Genomic DNA, 18,556 nt, shown 5'->3' on the forward strand with positions numbered 1-18,556 from the left:
CCCGCTGTCCGACCACCGCATGACCGCGACGTCCCCATCGCGTCGACCCAGCGACGGCTGACAGGCGTCGATCCCTGCAGCTCACTGGGCGCGCACGCAAAGTCGAGGAGCTCTGGGCGGTCGTCTCGTTCACTGTCCTCGCCTCCGTTCTGCTGCACGGCGCCTCGGCCACCCCCGTGATCAAGCGACTGGACCGGCGGCGATCCGACGCGTAGCCGTCCGGGCGAACGCCCGGGCAGAAGAACCATGTGCCCGTTACCACCACGAACGCCCCGGCGCGTGCCGGGGCGTTCGTGTGCGCGGTTGCGCGGTCAGGCGCTCTCGCGGGGGACGGTCTCGTTCCACGTACGGGAGAAGACCCGGCGGCCGTCCTCATAACCGTCGAGGGTGGCGTCGACCATGAACGCGTCCTCGTTCGACGTCAGTACGGTGCACGTCTCCACCCGTACGTCCCAGTCGTCCCTCCGGAACCGCATCGTCCAGGCGGACCGGCCGCTCAGCGAGCCGAAGTCGTCGGCCACTGACGTGTACTTCTCGCACGCCCGCAGGCCGACCTCGATCCCGTTCTCCTCGAACCTCTGCAGGCCTCGGTCCTTCACGATGTCCAGAGCGGAGTGGTAGTCGACCAGGCTCCTGGTCACGGTCCAGCTCTCCTCCGGCTCGGCCAGGGTGGCGACGTGCGGGGGCGCGCAGCCCTCCGGCTCCAGGAACGGGGACCTGGGCACGTCGTCCGGCTCCTCGGCGGGGCGGACCGGGAGGGTGAGGGAGCTCCCGGACTCGTGCACGGTGAGCAGGACCGGCTTCGGGGCCGGCCAGACCAGCGGCCAGTAGGAGGTGGAGAGCGAGAGCCGGACGCGGTGCCCGGCCGGGAAGGCCTGGGCGACGCCGTTGAGCGGGAGGCGGACACGGTAGCGGCGGCCGGGCTCCAGCTCTTCGGGCTTCTCGTCCGAGGAGCGGTGGGTGAGGTTGAGCACGCCGTACGTCACCCGAGTGGCACGTCCGTCGGGTGCGACGTCCGACAAGCGGGCCGTGACCTGACCGACCGGCTCCGAGGACTCCACCTCCAGTGCGACGGTGGGCGATCCGAGGATCTCCAGCGTGTGCGGCAGCGGCTCGGAGGTGAAGACGAGCGAGCCGCCGTCCTCCTCGCGCTGGTCGTACGGCAGGTCGGGCGGGGCGTTGTAGGAGGCCCACTTCCCGGCGAACTGCCCCACGGACAGGGGGGACTGAACGGTGTGCGTCAGCCCGGCCGGGTCCCTCGACGGATCGTCCGCCGCGTCGTCGCACATGAGGATGGCCCGGTCGCGCAGCGGATGGGTCTCCTCGCGGATGTGCGGCGAGGGCCAGCTCGGCTCCCCGACCCAGCGGCCGGGACGTTCCTCGTAGGACGTGGACGGCGGCACGCTCTCCTGCATCCATGCCTGGAGCATGGGGCCTTCCATCACCCCGTTGTCGACTCCCTTGAGCCAGTGGTCCCACCAGCGCACCACTTCCTGCAGGTACCCGATGGCCGGGCCCGGTTCGCCGAGGTGCGGCAGCTTGTGGGACCAGGGTCCGATCAGCCCCTTGCGCGGCACATCGACCCGGCTCAGCAGCCGGGTGACGGCATTGGAGTAGCCGTCCGCCCAACCGCTGGAGGCGAGCACGGGACAGCGCAGCGCTGTGTAGTCCTCGCTGAGCGAGGCGTGCTGCCAGTAGGCGTCGCGGCTCTGGTGGCGCAGCCACTCCAGGACCCAGGGGCGGGCGGAGTCCAGGCGCTCGTGCCACATCCCGCGCCACCGTTCGCCCACGACCCGGGGGTCGGGCGGGCAGGTGGCATAGGCGAACATCGTCCCCGCCTCGGCCAGGTTGTCGGAAAGCATGGCTCCGCCGAGGTAGTGCATGTCGTCGGCGTACCGCTCGTCGGTGAAGGACGCGATGACGACGGCCCCCAGACTCGGCGGCCTGCGGGCGGCGACCTGGAGCGCGGCGAAGGCTCCCCAGGAGATCCCCATCATCCCGGTTGTCCCGTCGCACCACGGCTGCTGGGCCAGCCAGGCCAGCACTTCTTCCGCGTCCTGCTGCTCCTGCTCCAGGTACTCGTCCAGGAGGACGCCTTCGGACTCTCCGGTGCCCCGCAGGTCGACCCGGACGCAGGCGTATCCGTGCCCCGCGATGTAGGGGTGGTGGATCGCGTCGCGGGTGGAGGTCAGGTCGTTCTTGCGGTACGGGATGTACTCCAGGATCGCCGGCACGGGTTCCTGGTCCGACGAGACCGGCCGCCAGACGCGGGCGGAGAGCTGCACGCCGTCCGGCATGGGGATGGTGACGTGGTTCTCTTCCTCGGTCTCGCAGGGAAGCTGGTCCACATGGCGCATGAGGGATGCTCCTTTCCTCTGCCCGTGGGAGGGGGGTCAGACGGACTTGTGGTCGCGTCCGCCCGGCGCTGTTTCGTCGAAGGTGAGGCCGAGCGCCGCGACGCAGCGGTCGAACTTGCGACGCAGGTCGTCCTCGTCGTCGCCGCCGGTGAAGATGTGGGCGACCTCGTAGCTGTAGCTGTCCTGCTGCGGGACGGAGGAGAGCCGCTGTCCCTCATGGGGCACCACGTCGATCCGTACGCCCGGGATCTCCTTCTCGATCCGGGCTATCTCCTCGGCGCCGGGCACCTCGTGCACGCGGCCCTCGCCGAACCAACGGTAGTACCACTTTGCCGCGAGCCGGTACGGTCCGCGGGCGGCGGGGAGGGCGGGGTCGCGGCCCAGCGCGAGGCTGAGCATCCGGTGGTGGTTGGGGGCGCCGTCCACGTAGTCGAACAGCTCCGCGTGCGACTGGGAGTGCCTCGGATTGATCTCCAGAAGGCTGATGTCGCCCGTCCGGGGGTCGTAGAAGTATTCGATGCTGAAGGTGGCCCAGTCCATGCCGATCTGTTCCATGGTCCGTCGGCTGACGTCGTGCATCCGGCTGATCACGTCATCAGGGAGAGCGCTCGGATACTGATGGCGGAGAAAGGAGGAAGAACCGGAATAGTTGATGGAGTCCAGGGCCCCGTAGATCGTGACCTCGCCGTCGTGCACATAGCCTTCGACGGCGGCTTGGAGTCCGGTCATGGACTCCTCCGCCAGACAGACCTGTCCCCCTACATCGCGCATTTCCGGGGGGAGTTCCAGAAGATCCAGGACGTGCTCGAAGGGCCTGCCGACCCGCGCTATCCCGCCACGTATCTCCTTGACTGCCGCACGGAATTCGTCCATGTCAGAAACGCCGTAGGCGAGTTCCGAGGAGTAGGAAAGCGCGGGCTTGAGCCACATGGGGAAGCTCACATCGGCCGGGGGCTGCGGGTCGTCGCTGTCGAGGTCCACGCGGCCGAAGCGCGGATATTCCTCAATGACCTTCTGCTGCTCCAGCCGGCTCCAGTACTTGTGCTCGCACTTGACGACGGATTCCAGGCTCGTCGTGCGGGTGCCGTATTCCTTTCCGAGCATCGGTACGAGGGTGCTGACCGGAAAGTCCCAGTAGCCGACGATCGCGTCGATGGGGCCTTCGAAGGCGTCGAGGATCCGCCGGGCACTGTCGAGCAGTTCGGGTACGGATACCTCACCCTCCTGCAGTTCCTCGACGGTCAACAGGGGATGGAATGCATAGATGTCCGCCTCAGGGACGGCATTGAGCGTCGGAAGGTTCGACGGATCCAGACCGATGACGAATATATTGTGATGTCGCTGTTCTGACATGCCGTACGCCTTTCGGCTCGGTGACGGGATCACCGGCGCGTACCCGCATGTCGTGTTCCGAATCTTCGGGCGGCCGATCCGCGGCGGCGTCCGACATGTGCTGGGGCCCCGGCGGTGCCGCCCCGAAAGGCCCTCGGCACTGTCGGTCTTGGCGGACACCCGCGCACAGGGGCCTGCGGCGTCAGGTCCAGGGGGCGAACGGCGGCCGGGCGGGAGCGGGGCCGAGCGTGGTGGTGCCCGGTTCGGCGCGGTGCCCGAGCCCGATCCGGTAGGCGTTCAGCGCTGCTTCCGTCCGGCCCTCGCTGCGCATCAGGTCTCCGAGCAGCCGGCAGATGTCCGCGACGTCTCCGGCAGCTCCCGTCTGCTCGAGCAGGGAGAGCGCCGTGGCATAGTGCCGCTCAGCGGCCTCGACGTCTCCGGCCTCCTCGGCGATCAGCCCGAGAAGTCGGTGGGCGCCGCCGGCGTGCAGCGCACCACGACCGGGCTGGAGTCCGACCAGCAGGCTTTCCAGTAGCTCCGCAGCCTCCGTCGGCTTCCCTCTCCTGCGCAGGACGTCGGCGAGTTCGACCTCCACCTGTGAGACGTACAGGGCTGCCCGCTTGGACACCAGCATCGAGTGCGCGGTGCGCAGTTCCGTCTCCGCCTGCACGAGGTCGTCGTGCTGGGCGCAGACATAGCCCCGCATCCAGTGGCAGTGGGCGAGTTCGGTACGGATCTGCAGCTGCTGGTAGAGCTCGGTGGCCCGCGCCAACGACGCTTGGGCGGCGTCGACCTTGCCTTCCGCGATCAGTGTGCGGGCCACCGTTCGGTGCATGGTGGCGACCAGGGCGGGGTCGGACACCTGGGGCACCAGTGCGAGTGCGAGTTCAGCGGCCTGCGCGGCGCGGGCATGGGCGCCCATGTCCATGTACGGGGCGATCGAGGCCGTGTAGAGCTGGAGCAGCGCGCCCGGATCGTGCAGCCCGGACGTGTTCAGCTCGTCGATCGCGCTTTCCAGCAGGTAGCACGAGTAGCGCAGTTCACCGGCGAGGTAGTGGGCGACCGATCTGCCCCGGACCGCCCGCGCCCGGGCGGGGAGTGGTTCGTCGGCCAGCGCATGTTCAGCCGCCTCGAACCGGGCCAGGGCATCGGCCAGTTCGCCCGTTTCCAGCGCGCATTCCCCCAGACCCACGAGCGCGGCCGCCCGTTCCTGGGTGAGCCCGTACTCGTCGGCCTGCCCGAGGATCTGCTCGTAGGCCGCCCGCGCGTCGGCGGCGTCCTCGATGGCCAGTACCCGCTGGGCGTCGGCCAGCCGCATCCGCAGGGCTGTGACGATGTGGGTGGGCTTGCCGGTGGCGAGTTCCTCATGGTCGACGCCGAGCCGTTCGGCGATGTGCCGGAGGGCCGCTTCGGAGGGCCGCACCTTGCCGGCTTCCAGGGTGGAGACATAAGCGGCGGTGTACACGGGCTCGGCAAGCTGTCGCTGAGTCAGTTCGCGTTCCTTGCGGAGCCGCTTCACCCGGCGGCCGATCGCGGCCGGCGCGTCCTGTTCCTCCCCCTGTTCCCGGATCGGCCGGTCGGGAGCCTCGTCCCCGGTCGTCCGCTCCGGTTCGCCGGTCGTCGTCGCCCTGCTGGTTCCCGCCACGGCAGCCCCCCTCGTCCTGTGTCTGCCGGTGACCACCGGCCGCTTCATGCATCTGCGACTACTGAGCGGACGGACTGCCGGTCATCGCCGCAGCCGTTGCCGGGAAGCGGGTGGAGCCGATGCCCGGCACTCCCTTGTTCCCGTGTGCCGGCCTTCCGGCCGGGCCTGGGTGCGGTGCCCGTCACGCACCGCGTTTGCCGACTCGCATGGTCCCATATGCCCCGGCACTGCCCCGAACCCTGTCGTGATGCCCGCATTTATCCACTTACGAAAAGCTCAGTTACCCAAAAGCAACATCATTTCCTGCCCTCTCACCCGTTGTGCGCTTCCTCGACGCAGCCTAAGTTAAACGGCAACTCAAACGCACTCAACTGAGGAATTAACATGTCGCAGGTGTTGGAGGGCGTCGCCCTCCCGGCCATCGACGGGCCCGGCGACCAGGAGCTCGACAGCTCCCCTCCGGCCCTCGGCCGCATCGTCGAGACAGGCACCCGCGAGCAGATCTTCGACGCTCCCCGGCACCGGCACACCCGCACCCCGCTGGAGTCCGTTCCCCGCTTCCGCCCCGGCGCCGCTGCGTCCTGAACGCCCTTGCCGAATCGGCACGACGGCCGAATCCCCCAACTCCCGCTGGAGCCCCCGTATGTCCACCGTCCGCCAGCCGGGCCTCGTGCTGACCGACCACCACTTCGAGGTCCCGCTGGACCATCGTGTTCCGGAGGGTGAACACATCACGCTGTACGCGTGCGAAGTCACCGCCACCGGCAAACGCCCCGACAACCTGCCCTGGCTGGTCTACCTGCAAGGCGGACCCGGCTCCGGAAGCCCGAGGCCCGTCGGCCGCGCACACTGGTTGGACCGCGCTCTGGACGAGTACCGCGTGCTCCTCGTGGACCAGCGTGGGACCGGCCGGTCCACCCCCGCCAACCGGCAGACCCTTCCTTTGCGGGGCGGGCCCGAGGCGCAGGCCGCGTACCTCACCCGCTTCAGGGCCGACTCCATCGTCCGCGACTGCGAACTGATCCGCGCCGAGCTGACCGGCGGACGCCCATGGACGGTCCTGGGACAGAGCTTCGGCGGCTTCTGCGCGGTCACCTACCTCTCGCTCGCACCTGATGGGCTGGACACCGTCCTGATCACAGGCGGCCTGCCGGGGCTCGACGCGAGCCCCGAGGACGTCTACCGCGCGGCCTTCCCCCGGATGCGCCGAAAGGCCCTCGCGCACTATGCGCGTTACCCGCAGGACGTCGTCGAGGTCCGGCGGATCGCCGCCCACCTCGTCGAGCACGAGGAGATCCTGCCGGACGGCACGCTGCTCAGCCCGGAGGCCTTCCAGCAGCTCGGCATTCTCCTCGGCCGCGGCGACGGTTCGCACCGCCTGCACCACATGCTCCAGGACGCGCTGCTCACCACGCCCGCAGGACCGAGACTGTCGGACACCTTCGGCGAGCAGGTGGCCGGTGTGCTCAGCCATGCCGCCAACCCGCTGTACGCGCTGCTCCACGAGTCCATCTACGCACAGGACGGCACCCCCACCGGCTGGGCGGCGGATCGCGTCCGGGAGGACCACCCCGAGTTCGACCCGGAGCGCGTCCTCGCGGATGACGAAGCACCGCTCCTGCTCACCGGCGAGTCGGTGCACCCCTGGATGTTCCGGACCCATCCGGCCCTGCGGCCGTTGCGCGACACGGCCCGGCTGCTCGCCGAACACAGCGGCTGGGAACCGCTCTACGACACGGCCCGGTTGGGCCGCAACACCGTGCCGACGGCAGCGGCCGTCTATCACGACGACCTCTTCGTCGACACGGAGCAGTCGCTGCGTGCCGCCCGCTCCATCGGCGGCCTGCGGACGTGGGTGACGGACGAGTTCGAGCACGACGGACTCGCGGCCGGCGGCCGCACCGTCCTGGACCGGCTGCTCCGGCTGGCCCGTGACGAGGCCTGACGGCCCAAGGGCCCGATGGGACCCGCGACGACTGTCGCGGACACCACCGGGCCGGGCTCCCCCGCCCTCCGCCGGAGTCTGACGGATTCCACCAACGGAGAGCTGCCCAGCTGAAGTTGGGCGACATTTTGGACGCCTGCGTAATCGCTTCACTTCCCTTCCGAGCTGGACACCAGTGTGAGGATTGACATGCGCACGAGCAGAACTGCCGCCATATCCGTGAGCGTCGTGATCACGGCGATGATGGGGGCGGCCCTCGCCGCTCCCGCGGTCGCCGTGGACCCGGAACCCACCCAGGAGCCGCGCGTCACCGTCGAGTACTTCCCCGAGCCCGGCGGCGAGGGCCGGCGGACCGAGGTTCCGGTCAACACGGAGGCGGTGACCGGCCGTGCCGCTGCCAGGAGCATGGCGGCCACCGCGGAAACGACGGACGGGGAGGTCGGGGAACTGTCCGTGACCGGCTCTTCGGCCAACCGGCTCGACGTGGTGATCGTCGGCGACGGCTACACCGCCGACCAGCAGGACGCCTTCCACACCGCCGCAGCCACGAAGTGGGCGGACATCACCGGCATCGAGCCCTACTCGAGCTATCAGGGCCTGATGAACGTGTGGACCGTCGACGCGGTGTCCGCCGAATCCGGCATCACCGGTGACCCCACCGCCGACGTCACCAAGGACACTGCGCTCGGCAGCTACTTCTGGTGCGCGGACACCGAGCGCCTGGTCTGCGCCGACATCGACAAGGTCGCCTCCTACGCCGCGAAGGCCCCCGAGGCCGACCTGGTCATCGTTGTCTCCAATTCCACCAAGTACGGCGGCGCCGGCTACTCGGGCCTGGAGGCGGAGGGCTACCCGTTCGACGGCGTCTCGACCCTCTCCTCGGACAACGCGCAGTCGAGTCTGATCGCCGCCCACGAGATCGCTCACTCGGTGGGCCTGCTGGCGGACGAGTACACGTACGACAGTTACGGCACCTGGTCGGAGGGCGAGCCCGCCGACATCAACTCCAGTACCTTCACCACGGAGCAGATGGCCGCCAACCGGACCAAGTGGTTCCGCTGGCTCGGCGAGACCGACCCCACGGGCGGCACCGTCGGCACGTTCGAGGGCAGCAGCTACTACCCCTACGGGATCTACCGCCCGACCTCCAACTCCCTCATGCGTGCCCTGAACATCAGCGACTTCAACCTCCCCGGCCGGGAAGCCATGATCGCCGGCTTCTACCGCGAGGCCAACGCGCTGAGCAGCAAGGTCAGCACGGACAGCCAGGTCCTCAGGACCAGTCGCATCAAGGTCTCCCAGGCCGAGCTCACCGGCCTGGCCGCGCCGGAGCTGCGCTGGTACGTCGACGGCGTCCAGATAGAGCGGGCGCAGGGGCTCACAACCGTCATCCCTGCCGCGCTGGGTATTCCCGCGGACGGCAGGACGCACACCGTCACGGTCAAGTCCGGGGACCGGACCAAGTCGATCCGCGACCCCAAGGTCCTCGCCGAGGCCACCGAGAGCCTGACCTGGACGGTCAAGGCGTCCGGGCGCAAGTCCCAGAAGCACCACTGACGGCCGCCGGTACGACAGCACGCGGCACCGAACACTCCGCCGGGCCGGGACGCATGAACCCGGCCCGCCGGGGTGTTCCCCTTGGTGCTCCCGTCAGAAAGCGCGCGGCACGGGCGTCGTCCGGCAGGCAGCCGACCGCCGAACGGTTCGTACGTGTCGGCGTTCTCCGGAGTGACGTGGGCATCGGCTCGATGGCTTCCGGTCGGCCTTCCTGCCGTCGAGCATTTGGAGCACGGTGGACGCCACATGGACCGCGTCGCAGCAGGGCGACCGGAACAGTGCGGCGGTCATCGTGCCGCTGCCGACCAGCTTCGGGATGCCGCAGGGAGCCCGGATCCGATCAGCGGGACCTTGCCGTCGAGCTTGGCGTCCTGCAGCGTCTGGGCGACACCGGCCGCCGTGATGTCGTCGGCGACGACGATCGCGCCACGGTGGCACGGGCCCGGCGGGTCGAGCGGGCCGAACGGGCCGAACGGGCCGAACGGGCCGAACGGGCCGAACGGGCCGAACGGGCCGAACGGGCCGAACGGGCCGAACGGGCCGAACGGGCCGAGCACACTACGGAAGCCCTGTTGTTCGGTCGGCGTTGCTGCTGCCGTACGGCGGGCGGGGACGTCTGCCCGCCGGCGTTATGCCGAGCCGTCGACAACGATGTGTCTTCCGCGATGCGGGCTTGCCCGCGCTGCAGCCCCCTTCTCCCACGCGCGTGGAGAACGGGTGGTTCCTGCCCACGTGGGCGCGTCCCAGGTGCGACTGTCGCTGGTCAGAGGTCCCATCGGGGCATGAGCAGAGACATGGCGAACAAGCAGGGTGCGATCACTCACGAACGGTCCGAGCTGCGCCTGGCCGCCACGTTCACCGGCGGGGTGAGCCTGGCGGTGTGGATGGGCGGCGTCGCTCGGGAGATGAATCTCCTGGCCGGGGCGTGCAGATCGGAAGTGTCGGCCCCCACCGCACAGGCGGACCAGCAGGTGAGGGCAAAATACCGGCAACTTCTCGACCTCCTGATGCTGGATGTCAGCATCGACGTGCTGTCCGGCACCAGCGCGGGCGGCATCAACGCGGCATTCCTCGGACTGTCGAACGTCCGGAAGCGGGATATGGGCGGGCTGCGCGACCTCTGGCTCAACGAGGGCTCGCTCAGCACGCTGCTGCGCGAGCCTTCCGAACAGGCCCCGCCGTCCCTGCTGCACGGTGACAATGTCCTGCTGAAGGGCCTCAACCGCGCGCTGAAGGGAATCATCAACGGTGCTCCGGCTGCTCCGAGCCCTGAAGGCACCACGGCGGACGACCCCACTCGTGTCTTCATCACCACCACACTCCTCGACGGCGTGGAGAGCACGCACAGGGATGACTACGGCACCGCGATCCGCGACACGACACATCGGGGTCTGTTCACCTTCGACGCCCAGCAGCTCGGCTCCGACGTGGTGGTGGACGCCCTCGCCCTGGCGGCCCGCAGCAGCGCATCCTTCCCCGGCGCCTTCGAGCCGGCGTTCGTGCCCGTCGGCACGGCGGGCAGGGACGGCCATCCGGACATGGCTCCCTACGTGAGCACCGATACCCGGACGCAGTTCTGTGCGGATGGCGGGCTGTTGGCGAACCGTCCGCTGGGTCCGGCACTGCAGGCCGTGTTCGAGCGGCCCGCAGACCGGGAGGTGCGCAGGGTCCTGGCCTACGTGGTGCCGTCCCCTGGTCTGGTAGCCCCCTCGATGGCCCCACCTCCCCGTCAGGACGACATCCCTGCAATGGGCCCCGCACTGCTCGCGGACGTCAACGCCCTCCAGTCACAGTCCATCACCGCCGAACTCAAAGCCCTCGCCGCACACAATGAGCGAGCCCGCACCCGGCAGCGTGCGGAGAGTCGCCTGGCCCTTCTCGCCGGCGAGGACGGAGAGCTGGCCGCAGGGGGGCTCGACGCCGAATACCGCGCCGTCTGCGCCCGACAACTGGCCGGTGCCGCAGCAAACGAAACGCTACGTCAACTGGCCTCGCCCGGCGCCCTCGCGGCGGACGGCCGCCCCGTCGGTTTCGGCGCCGACCTCGATACGCTCGCCGCCGCGGCCGCAACGGCGATCACCGGGAGCCTGCCGAGCGACCTCTCGGGTGACGACCTTTTCAACCTGCTGGCCCGGTTCGGCAGGCCGGCGCTCGACGGGGCCAAGGCCACCGTGCTGAGGCTGGTACGCGGCGGCTTCGCGGCGGACCCCCAGCCTGACGTCCGCGGGTCCTTGGGAGCATTCATCGCGCAGGTACACAACGCGATGCAACCGGTGCACGATGCCATGCCGGCAGGCTCGGCGGCGGCAAGCATGCGCGAAAGGCTCAGCGAGGCGCTCGCCGCCTCCATGACACTGCCGGCAGACGCGACGGTGCCGACCGACGAGATCTCCCAGCTGGCGGCATCCGACGAATGGCGGAATGCCGTCTGCAGCCAGCTGCCCTCTGCGGCCGAACAAGCGGCCCTGGCGGACGCGTGGCGAGCTCTCGCGCGTGTCGTCCTGAATGCGCGTCAACTGCTCCTGCAGCTCCTGCCACCGGAGAGCGCGACCGCCGCAGACATCACTGGGGTCTTGGTCTACCTGACCGGTGCGGCCCCCGAAGCCTCGCTGTCGGACGAGACCGTCACTCGAGTGGCCCGCCGGCTGTTCGATCTTCAGGCGGCGCAGCAAGTCATGTACCCGGACGAGCCGGCTGCCCGGCAAGCAGTGGAGCTCGTCCAGATGAGCGCCGACACCAGGACTCTGCTCGACACGCGAAGCCTGGCCGAGGAGAAGCTCACCGGGCTCCAGCTCCACCACTTCGGTGCCTTCTACAAGAGCTCATGGCGCGCCAACGACTGGATGTGGGGGCGCCTGGACGGAGCCGGCTGGCTCGTTCACGTGCTGCTGTTCCCGCGGCTGCTGGCGCGGCTCGCCAACGACCTCGGAGACACCTTCGGCGCAAAGCTTGAAGAAACGCTGCTGTCCATCGCGGGCAGCGAGCCGCCCCCCGGGGTGTTCGTTCCCTTCCCCGACGGGAAGCCGGCAGAACTGACCTTCCTCACGGCGGCCACCGGAAGCCGCTCGGACCTGCCTGCCAGCCTCCCGGTCACCTCCATGTGGGTGGCGAGCGGATTGCAGCGAATCATCGCCGCGGAGGAACTGAGTTGCGTGGCACGGCAGGCCAAGCTCGACACGAAGAAGGGAACCGCCGACAGCGCCGACGCCTTTCTCGCCGCTTACGAGGAAGCAACCAAAGGCCCGGCGGGCAATGGACCGCTTCCGCCGGACCGCGCCGCCGACCTCCTCGGCGCCTGCCAGATCTCCCGTGAGACGTTCGCCGACGAGCGCGGCACCAAGCTACTCACTCGCACCATCGTGCAGAGCGCCGCGGTGGTCTCGAACGCCATCGAGGCCGGCACCGCCCGGTGGAAGTCGCTCCGGCCGCTGTTCGGAACGGTCAGCAGAACCCTGCGTCTCACCCATCAGGTACTCCGCCCAGAAGCCATCGGCGGCAAGCCGTTGGCCGCCGGAATGCTCCTCATCGGCACCGGCGCGATCGCCGCCACCAGCACCATCACCCTGATCGGCATCCTGGGGCTCGCGGCAGTGCTGGGGGGTGTTGTCCTTCTCTCGCTCACCGCCCCTTCGAAACGCATCAGAACCCTTGTCGCCGGCCTGGCCGTCGCGGCGGTCGCGGTGCTCGCCCTGGCCGGATTCATCCGGCCGGCAGGGGACCATCTCTTCCCATGGCTCGGCGACACGGCCGTCCCGTATCTGAGCGATCACCCCTGGCTGTGGACCGTAGTCGTCGTTCTCCTGCTGCTCCCGCCGGTGTGGATGGTGACCGATTCGCTCCGCGCGGCACGCGCGCGGCGCAACACGTGAGCCGTCGGCGCGCAAGGCCGACGTGCTGCCGCTGCTCCACCTGCACGGCCCGCCATCCGGTGACTTCGTGCCCGCGCCGGAACAGTTCCTCGGCTCCTCGACCTGCCTCTCGCCCACGACGGTGACGCGGCTGGCCGCGCAGTGGCAGGCAGGTCACACCGCTTTCGTGGTCCGTGACGTGTCCGCCACGGACTTGGTGTACGTCTGGGCGGACGGCGTCCACCTGCGCATACGCCTGGAGGAGGCAAATGCCGCGGTGCTGGTGGTGACGGGCGTGCGCGCGGTGCTCGACGCGCTCCCGAAATCCGCCCAGCGCGCGGCCAAGCGCACGATCCAGGAGATCTGGAACGCCGAGGACAAGGAGCACGCGGCCAAGGCCGTCCGCGACTTCGAGCGGGCCTACGGGGCGAAGTCCCCCAAGGTCGTCAAACGGATCACGGACGACGAGGACGATCTACAGGCGTTCTTCGACTTCCCCGCCGAGCATTGGATCCACCTGCGGACCACCAACCCGATCGAGTCGACCTTCTCCACCGTGAGGCTGCGGACCAAGGTCACCAGGGGCGCAAGCTCCCGCGCTTCCGCCCTGGCAATGGTCTTCAAGCTGATCGAGTCCGCCCAGGCCCGCTGGCGCGCCGTGAACCCACCCCGCCTCGTCGGCCTCATCCGCGCCGGAGCACCCTTCGAACGCGGCTGCCTCGTCGAAGCCCCGAGTCCGCAGCGGCGTGACCGGCGGCATGCCAGAAAACCCCTGGGCAGGCCGAAACCCTTACGTCGATACTCGCTACTCATGAGGCGTGATGATCCCCATCGAGATACTCCGGCCAACCCGGCATTACGACGAGTACTGGGACGGCCTGGCGGCCCGGAGCTGTTGGACCTGCTGAGCAACGGTATGTCCGGTGGCGATCTGACCACCCTGCTGCTTGAGGTGTTCCGGCGCCGAGCGGACCGGCTCTCGCCGGCGGAGGTGATGCGGCGCTACCGCAACGATCGGTTCGTAGCACCGGCGCCGACCAGCTTCAGCGCACTACGCCGCACCGAGGACGCCTTGGTATCCGCCTTGCCCGACGACTTCGAGATTCTCGTGCTTGCCCCTGTCCTGCCTCTGGCAGCTCATTCGGCCGTCGCGACCGTCGATCCGCGCAAGGTGATCGCAACGGTTCGCGGCAGCGAGGTTGCCGCTGACCCGACGAACGCATTGGCCCTGGAGGCGTCCCTGCGTCGTTCTCCGGCCCTGGCCGTCGATCCTCGTTCAAAAGTGCCGGTCAAGTTGGCGGCCAGTCAGAGAGTGACTCGGGCACAGCACTTCAGCGATCCCGGGATGCTCGCCCACTTCCAGATATTCGGTCTAGTGACCGCCGGTCGAGATACCGGCAACCGATCCTTCGAACAGCAGCAGTTGGCCGAACACCTGCGGTTCGCTGCCCGGGCGTTGGCCGCCGTCGGGGCGCAGCTCACACAGATCCGGCTCACCTGCCTGGACGATGCGAGCCGCCCGGTCATCGAATGGATACGTGGTGACCTCGCCGCGCTACCAGGCACTGCCGTACTCGAGGACCCCGACCGGACGACCGGACGCGGCTACTACACGGGCATGTGCTTCAAGGTCTACGCCGGTGTCGAAGACCACTACCTGGAAGTTGCCGACGGCGGCTTCGTCGACTGGAGCCAACTCCTCACCGGTAACCGCAAGGAACGCCTTCTGATCAGCGGCTTCGGTGTCGATCGACTCGCTGAAACTCTGACATCGCCGCCCACACGTGACCAGTCCCCACCTCAATGGACGGGCAACCCGAGCCACAATTGGTGACAATTGCTCACAGCCCGACGGTAGAGGACTCTCCGATGGTGACGTACGACGAGCTCGCCGGATGAGCCGGTACCGGACATGTCACGCGCGCTGATCCTGTGGTTGTGTCCGGTTGGCGGATCCCCGAAAGCCCGAAGGTACTGCTGGCCGAGGTCGGCGTTCCCGTGACCCCACGCGTGATCCAGGAAGTCACGTTTCAAGGGGAGCCGGAACCCGTCCTGGAAACGACGTCCGGGTCCGCGTTCTACTGCCTGACACATCACCGCGATCGCGATTTTCCGACCGAGCCGCCGTCATCGTTCGGCGTCGAACCAGGAAGCGGTGTCGTCTACTTCGTCATGCCGACCGGAGAGGCGTGGTTCGCCAACTCGTCCATCGAACTTTGGCTCCGCACGCTGCATTGCTATGGCGGTCACGTCACCGGCTCGCAGCTCCTCCGTGAGCCGGACGGACCAGCCGAGTGCCTGTCCGAGGACGACGAAGAGGAGGCTCTCGCCGAGCTGGCCGGCCTTGCCGGGAAGCTCAAGGACATCGATCCAGCATCTTTCGAGGGCAACCTCGGGTTCATCCGGCCGGAGCTCCTCGACCGCTGGCTCTACTAGTAGGGCTTTGTTAGGTGGTGTCGTAGGTCTGCCATGGGGTGGGTTGTCGGCAGGTGGGGCAGGTGCCGGTCCAGGTGGCTAACAGGTGTTGGAGGAGGTCCAGGGCCTGGTAGAGGGTCAGGCCCTGGCAGGGACTTTTGGGCAGGACCGCTGTTCGGTCAGGAAGAGGTGGGCGGCGGTGACGAGGGTGACGGGCGGTGCCAGCCGGTGAATGAGCGGCCCTCGAAGTGGTCGAGGCCAAGGGTGGTCTTCAGCTCTCGGTAGTCGTGTTCGATGCGCCAGCGCAGTTTCGCGAGGCGGACGAGATCACGGGCGGGAAGGTCGGCGGGCAGGTTGGAGATCCAGTACTTGACCGGCTCGTTCTCGCCTTCGGGCCACTGGGCGATCAGCCACCGAAGACCGATGACACCGTCCGGGGCGGGTTTCGGGCGGCGGCCGGCGAGGCGGACACGCAGGAACACGAAGCGGGCGGACATGGCGGCCTTCGAGCCTTTTCGCCAGGTGACCGCGACCGTCCTGTCGCGTCCTGCGGCCAGGACGTGTTCGCGCAGGCTGACCGGCCGGGTGCGGTAGCGGGGCAGCGGACGCGGCCCGAGCCCGCCGTAGGGCGGCTCGTAGGGTTCGGCTGTCTCGGCGTGGGCGGTCATCTCGCCCTTGACCTGCAGTGCGTAGGCCAGGCCGCGGTCTTCCAGGCCGTGGCGGAAGTCGGCGTTCGCCCCGTAGCCGGTGTCCGCGACCAGCACCGCCGGCCGCAGTCCGACAGCCGCCAGTTCGTCGAGCATGTCCAGCGCGAGTTGCCACTTCGGCCGGTGATGCTCGCCCTCGGGGATCCGGCAGCGGGCCCGCCGGTCGGCAGCCTCGTCCCCGTCCCAGCTGCCGGGCAGGAACAACCGCCAGGACAGCGGGCAGGAAGCGGTGTCGGACGCGGCATGGACGCTGACCCCGATCTGGCAGTTCCCGACCTTTCCCAGGGTGCCGGAGTACTGCCTGGCCACCCCGGGCGAGGACGTGCCGTCCTTCGGGAACCCGGTGTCATCCACCACCCACACCTGCGGCCGCACCACTGCCACCGCCCGGCGGGCGAGCCTGGTGCGGACCGTGTCCACCGGCCAGGTCGACGACGTCATGAACTGCTGCAACTGCTGATGGTCCACACCGAGCCGTCCGGCCATCGGCTGTATCGACTTCCGGCGCCCGTCCAGCAGCAGGCCCCGCAGATACAGCCCGCCCTTCACCCGCTGGTCAGCACGCGCCAACGGCGCGAACACCTCCCCGGCGAACTCCTCCAACCGACCCCGGCACGCGGCGAGTTCATCTGTCCTCATACCAGCAGGAAACCACCAAGACGACCGCTTGCCCAGACACGTAACAAAGCCCTACTAGGGCCTGTATTGAGTTCCCCGCCTGCCTCGCGACGCCTCGCACGGCACCTCGCCGCACGACCGCTTCACCCAAGTACGTTCAGTACGAGGGCGAAACGGCCGCGCAGCGATGCACCGCACAGACGCCGCGAGGCCGCCCTTCGGGCGACGACAGGGAACTCAAACAGGCCCTGGTCAGCGCCACCGGCATCCGGCTTTCGAAAGTGTCGGTCGGCAGGTTCCGCAGCCCTCAGTAGGACGGTTCGGAGCCCGACGTGGGTATTCTGCTGCGGAGTTGTGGGTGACCGGTTCGGGCGCAGTTTCAGCTGGGTGGGAGCAACAGGTGCAATTGATCAGGACGATCGTCCCGGCACTTACTCTGATCGCGGTGACGGCAGGGTGTTCCTCGTCAGACGGCAAGAGCGAACAGCGGCTGACCGAGCAGCGCGAGAGCTACTGCACGGAGCTGGGGGCGTGGCAGAAGACGCGGGACGCCGTGGGCGAGGAGACGGCCGAGTCGGCGGGGTTCGATGAGGTCGGGGCCATCGTCGATGATGCCTTCCTCGCGATGGAACCGCTCCGGGACGAGGCGGTCGGAGGAGGACGAACCCTGGGGGAGGCGACGGTGGCGGCGATGAAGAGCAGTGACGGGGAGGCGCTGGGGCGCGTCGTGAAGTACTGCCAGGACGCTGGCTTCGAGGCGCAGGCCGGCTGACCCGCTGACAACCCGGAGCCAGAAATTCTCCCGCTCCGGTCGCCCCGTCCCCCGCAATGTCTTCCCCCGTAGCCAGCGGTTGAGGGCCATGGTCTCTAGGTCCTGTATCGGAGCGTGATCGATCTACGGGTTTCCTGCTCGCGGCAACCTTCCATCCTGTAGGTCGTCTTGCATGACGCGAGCACAACTGTCGGATCTAGAGTGGAAGTTCATCGAGCCGTACTTGCCGATCGGCGAGTACGGCCCGTACCCGGTGCGGCTGCTGCAGCAGTTCGAGGGCGTGATCTGGAAGTTTCGCTCGGGAGCGCAGTGGCGGGAGATGCCGGCCGAGTTCGGCGCCTGGTCGACCGTCCACAATCGCTTCCGGCAGTGGCGGGACGCCGGTGTCTTCGAGGCCCTGCTGGAAGGGCTGATAGCTCAGGCCGCGAAACGGGGCGAGGTCGACCTGTCGCTAGTCAGCGTGGATTCCACCACTGCCCGTGCCCACCACGATGCCGCCGGGATGTACCTCGATCCCGGCGTGCTCGACGCCATGGGGAAGGCTGCCGCCGAGGAGAAGCCCAGGTCAAAGGGGGCGCTGGTGAAGGACGAAACGGACAGGACGCCGACGACGATCCCGGACGCCAGGCACTTCGGCTGGTGAGGCGCAGACGCAAGCTCCGGTTGAAGGCCGCTCTCCTGGGACGCTCCCGGGGCGGACAGACCAGCAAGGTCCACCTGGCCGTTGACCGCAGGTGTCGGCCGCTGGCTATCGTATTGACCGCTGGGCAGGCAGCCGACAGTCCTCAGTTCATCCCCGTCCTGAACAAGGTGCGGGTCCGCGGGCCCGTCAGCCGTCCCCGCACCCGGCCGGACGCGGTCGCCGGAGACAAGGCGTACTCGTCCTGCAGCAACCGCGCCTACCTGCGCAAACGCGGGATCAAGGCCGTCATTCCGGAGAAAAGGACCAGGCCGCCAACCGGAAGAAGAAGGGCCGCATGGGAGGACGCTCCGTCGGCCACGACGCCGAGCTCTACAAGGAGAGGAACACCGTCGAGCGTCTGATCAACAAGCTCAAGGCATGGCGGGGCATCGCGACCCGCTACGACAAGACGCCGGAAAGCTACCTCGCCGCTCTCCACCTCCGCGCCTCTATGATCTGGGTCAAGGACCTCACCGCAGCTATTCAATGATCACGACCCAATACAGGCCCTAGTACTGCAACGGTGTTTGCTGTGACTGGTGGCCAGCTTCGTCGTTGGTCTGGTTATGGGTGGGAACCTTGCTGGTGTCAGGTTGTGGGCCGGGGAACTGAGTGCGGTGCACGAGCGGTTCGTGCACCGATTCAACCGGCAGGAGCCGCGGGATTCGGCGCTCGCGT

The 18,556-nt window shown here is 68.5% G+C and carries 9 protein-coding genes and 4 pseudogenes; 8 read left to right on the plus strand and 5 right to left on the minus strand.

Translation table 11 applies throughout. The annotated features are described in order from the left end of the window. Window positions 1–311 precede the first annotated feature (311 nt). From ACFWBQ_RS29660 to ACFWBQ_RS29670, 3 genes are all read right to left on the minus strand, one after another. The gene (locus ACFWBQ_RS29660) at window positions 312–2,357 is read right to left on the minus strand and encodes a CocE/NonD family hydrolase (protein WP_385502261.1); all 2,046 of its coding nucleotides are present in this window, start codon (window positions 2,355–2,357) and stop codon (window positions 312–314) included. 36 nt (window positions 2,358–2,393) lie between these two features. Continuing rightward, a complete protein-coding gene (locus ACFWBQ_RS29665) occupies window positions 2,394–3,710 on the minus strand; it encodes an acetyl-CoA carboxylase biotin carboxylase subunit family protein (RefSeq protein WP_385502262.1) in 1,317 nt (438 codons plus the stop codon). 181 nt (window positions 3,711–3,891) lie between these two features. Next, on the minus strand, window positions 3,892–5,259 hold the full coding sequence (locus ACFWBQ_RS29670; protein WP_385502301.1) for a helix-turn-helix domain-containing protein: 1,368 nt from the start codon (window positions 5,257–5,259) through the stop codon (window positions 3,892–3,894). Between the two features lie 459 nt (window positions 5,260–5,718). Here ACFWBQ_RS29670 and ACFWBQ_RS29675 point away from each other — a divergent pair, with 459 nt between their 5' ends. From ACFWBQ_RS29675 to ACFWBQ_RS29685, 3 genes are all read left to right on the plus strand, one after another. Continuing rightward, window positions 5,719–5,919 carry a hypothetical protein gene (locus ACFWBQ_RS29675; RefSeq protein WP_385502263.1) on the plus strand — a complete coding sequence of 67 codons (201 nt, stop codon included), beginning with the start codon at window positions 5,719–5,721 and terminating at the stop codon, window positions 5,917–5,919. Window positions 5,920–5,977: 58 nt separating this feature from the next. Beyond that, entirely contained in the window at window positions 5,978–7,279 is a 1,302-nt protein-coding gene (locus ACFWBQ_RS29680) for an alpha/beta fold hydrolase (RefSeq protein ID WP_385502264.1), read from the plus strand. Window positions 7,280–7,468: 189 nt separating this feature from the next. Continuing rightward, window positions 7,469–8,836: a M64 family metallopeptidase gene (locus ACFWBQ_RS29685; RefSeq protein ID WP_385502266.1), complete on the plus strand. Its 1,368-nt coding sequence runs from the start codon at window positions 7,469–7,471 to the stop codon at window positions 8,834–8,836. A gap of 287 nt (window positions 8,837–9,123) precedes the next feature. Here the strand turns inward: ACFWBQ_RS29685 and ACFWBQ_RS29690 are convergent, their stop codons facing one another. Then, complete coding sequence (locus tag ACFWBQ_RS29690) at window positions 9,124–9,393, minus strand: hypothetical protein (protein ID WP_385502268.1); 270 nt, start codon at window positions 9,391–9,393, stop codon at window positions 9,124–9,126. Window positions 9,394–9,618: 225 nt separating this feature from the next. On the opposite strand from ACFWBQ_RS29690, the gene ACFWBQ_RS29695 reads away from it, so the two are divergent. The 3 genes and pseudogenes from ACFWBQ_RS29695 to ACFWBQ_RS29705 all read left to right on the plus strand — a co-directional run. Further along, entirely contained in the window at window positions 9,619–12,705 is a 3,087-nt protein-coding gene (locus ACFWBQ_RS29695) for a patatin-like protein (RefSeq protein WP_385502271.1), read from the plus strand. Window positions 12,706–12,709: 4 nt separating this feature from the next. Further along, window positions 12,710–13,417, plus strand: a pseudogene (locus ACFWBQ_RS29700) (transposase); the annotation flags it as partial. A 1,181-nt stretch (window positions 13,418–14,598) separates the two neighbouring features. Beyond that, a pseudogene (locus ACFWBQ_RS29705) lies at window positions 14,599–15,120 on the plus strand (SUKH-4 family immunity protein); the annotation flags it as partial. Window positions 15,121–15,237: 117 nt separating this feature from the next. Here ACFWBQ_RS29705 and ACFWBQ_RS29710 read toward each other — a convergent pair. Beyond that, window positions 15,238–16,445, minus strand: a pseudogene (locus tag ACFWBQ_RS29710) (IS701 family transposase). Between the two features lie 379 nt (window positions 16,446–16,824). Between ACFWBQ_RS29710 and ACFWBQ_RS29715 the strand changes: the two are divergent. After that, the gene (locus ACFWBQ_RS29715) at window positions 16,825–17,196 is read left to right on the plus strand and encodes a hypothetical protein (protein WP_385502272.1); all 372 of its coding nucleotides are present in this window, start codon (window positions 16,825–16,827) and stop codon (window positions 17,194–17,196) included. 172 nt (window positions 17,197–17,368) lie between these two features. Further along, window positions 17,369–18,368 (plus strand): annotated as a pseudogene (locus ACFWBQ_RS29720) (IS5 family transposase). Window positions 18,369–18,556 lie beyond the last annotated feature (188 nt).

This window comes from Streptomyces sp. NPDC060035 (assembly GCF_042736635.1).
Taxonomy (GTDB): domain Bacteria; phylum Actinomycetota; class Actinomycetes; order Streptomycetales; family Streptomycetaceae; genus Streptomyces.

Bases quoted from the DNA above. Each gene is read 5' to 3' on its own strand.
- ACFWBQ_RS29660 (WP_385502261.1), bottom strand. From the start codon at position 2,357: ATGCGCCATGTGGACCAGCTTCCCTGCGAGACCGAGGAAGAGAACCAC.
- ACFWBQ_RS29665 (WP_385502262.1), bottom strand. From the start codon at position 3,710: ATGTCAGAACAGCGACATCACAATATATTCGTCATCGGTCTGGATCCG.
- ACFWBQ_RS29675 (WP_385502263.1), top strand. From the start codon at position 5,719: ATGTCGCAGGTGTTGGAGGGCGTCGCCCTCCCGGCCATCGACGGGCCC.
- ACFWBQ_RS29680 (WP_385502264.1), top strand. From the start codon at position 5,978: ATGTCCACCGTCCGCCAGCCGGGCCTCGTGCTGACCGACCACCACTTC.
- ACFWBQ_RS29685 (WP_385502266.1), top strand. From the start codon at position 7,469: ATGCGCACGAGCAGAACTGCCGCCATATCCGTGAGCGTCGTGATCACG.
- ACFWBQ_RS29695 (WP_385502271.1), top strand. From the start codon at position 9,619: ATGAGCAGAGACATGGCGAACAAGCAGGGTGCGATCACTCACGAACGG.